This window comes from Desulfocurvus sp. DL1XJH-121 (genome assembly GCF_054819825.1).
In genome coordinates this window covers 1-238 of the sequence record NZ_JBTVWW010000203.1, presented here as the reverse complement: position 1 = coordinate 238, position 238 = coordinate 1, and the positions used below count along the sequence as shown (strand labels likewise).

At 48.7% G+C, this 238-nt stretch carries 1 protein-coding gene; it reads right to left on the bottom strand.

Going from position 1 to position 238, the window contains the following annotated elements; genetic code table 11:
* Positions 1–238, bottom strand: a 238-nt coding sequence (locus ACYYG1_RS17885) for a phosphoenolpyruvate-utilizing N-terminal domain-containing protein (protein WP_461211679.1), incomplete at both ends; no start/stop codon positions are given.

Below are 238 nucleotides of genomic sequence, written 5' to 3'. Positions count from 1 at the left end.
ACTGTTGACCTTTTGCTCCTTGATTTCGGTTTCAATGGCACCCGTAAATTCGGGGTCATTCAAAATCATCAAGTGGGCTTCAAAAACCTGCGCCTCGTCCTCGCCTAAGCTCTTCTTGGCATCGTCACGAATTTTCTCAACCTCAGTCGTTGATACCGCAACTGCATCCTTGTAACGGGCAAGTTCACCATCAACATCGCTGACGCTGGTCTTCGAGAATGACAGGTCTGGTTCTACC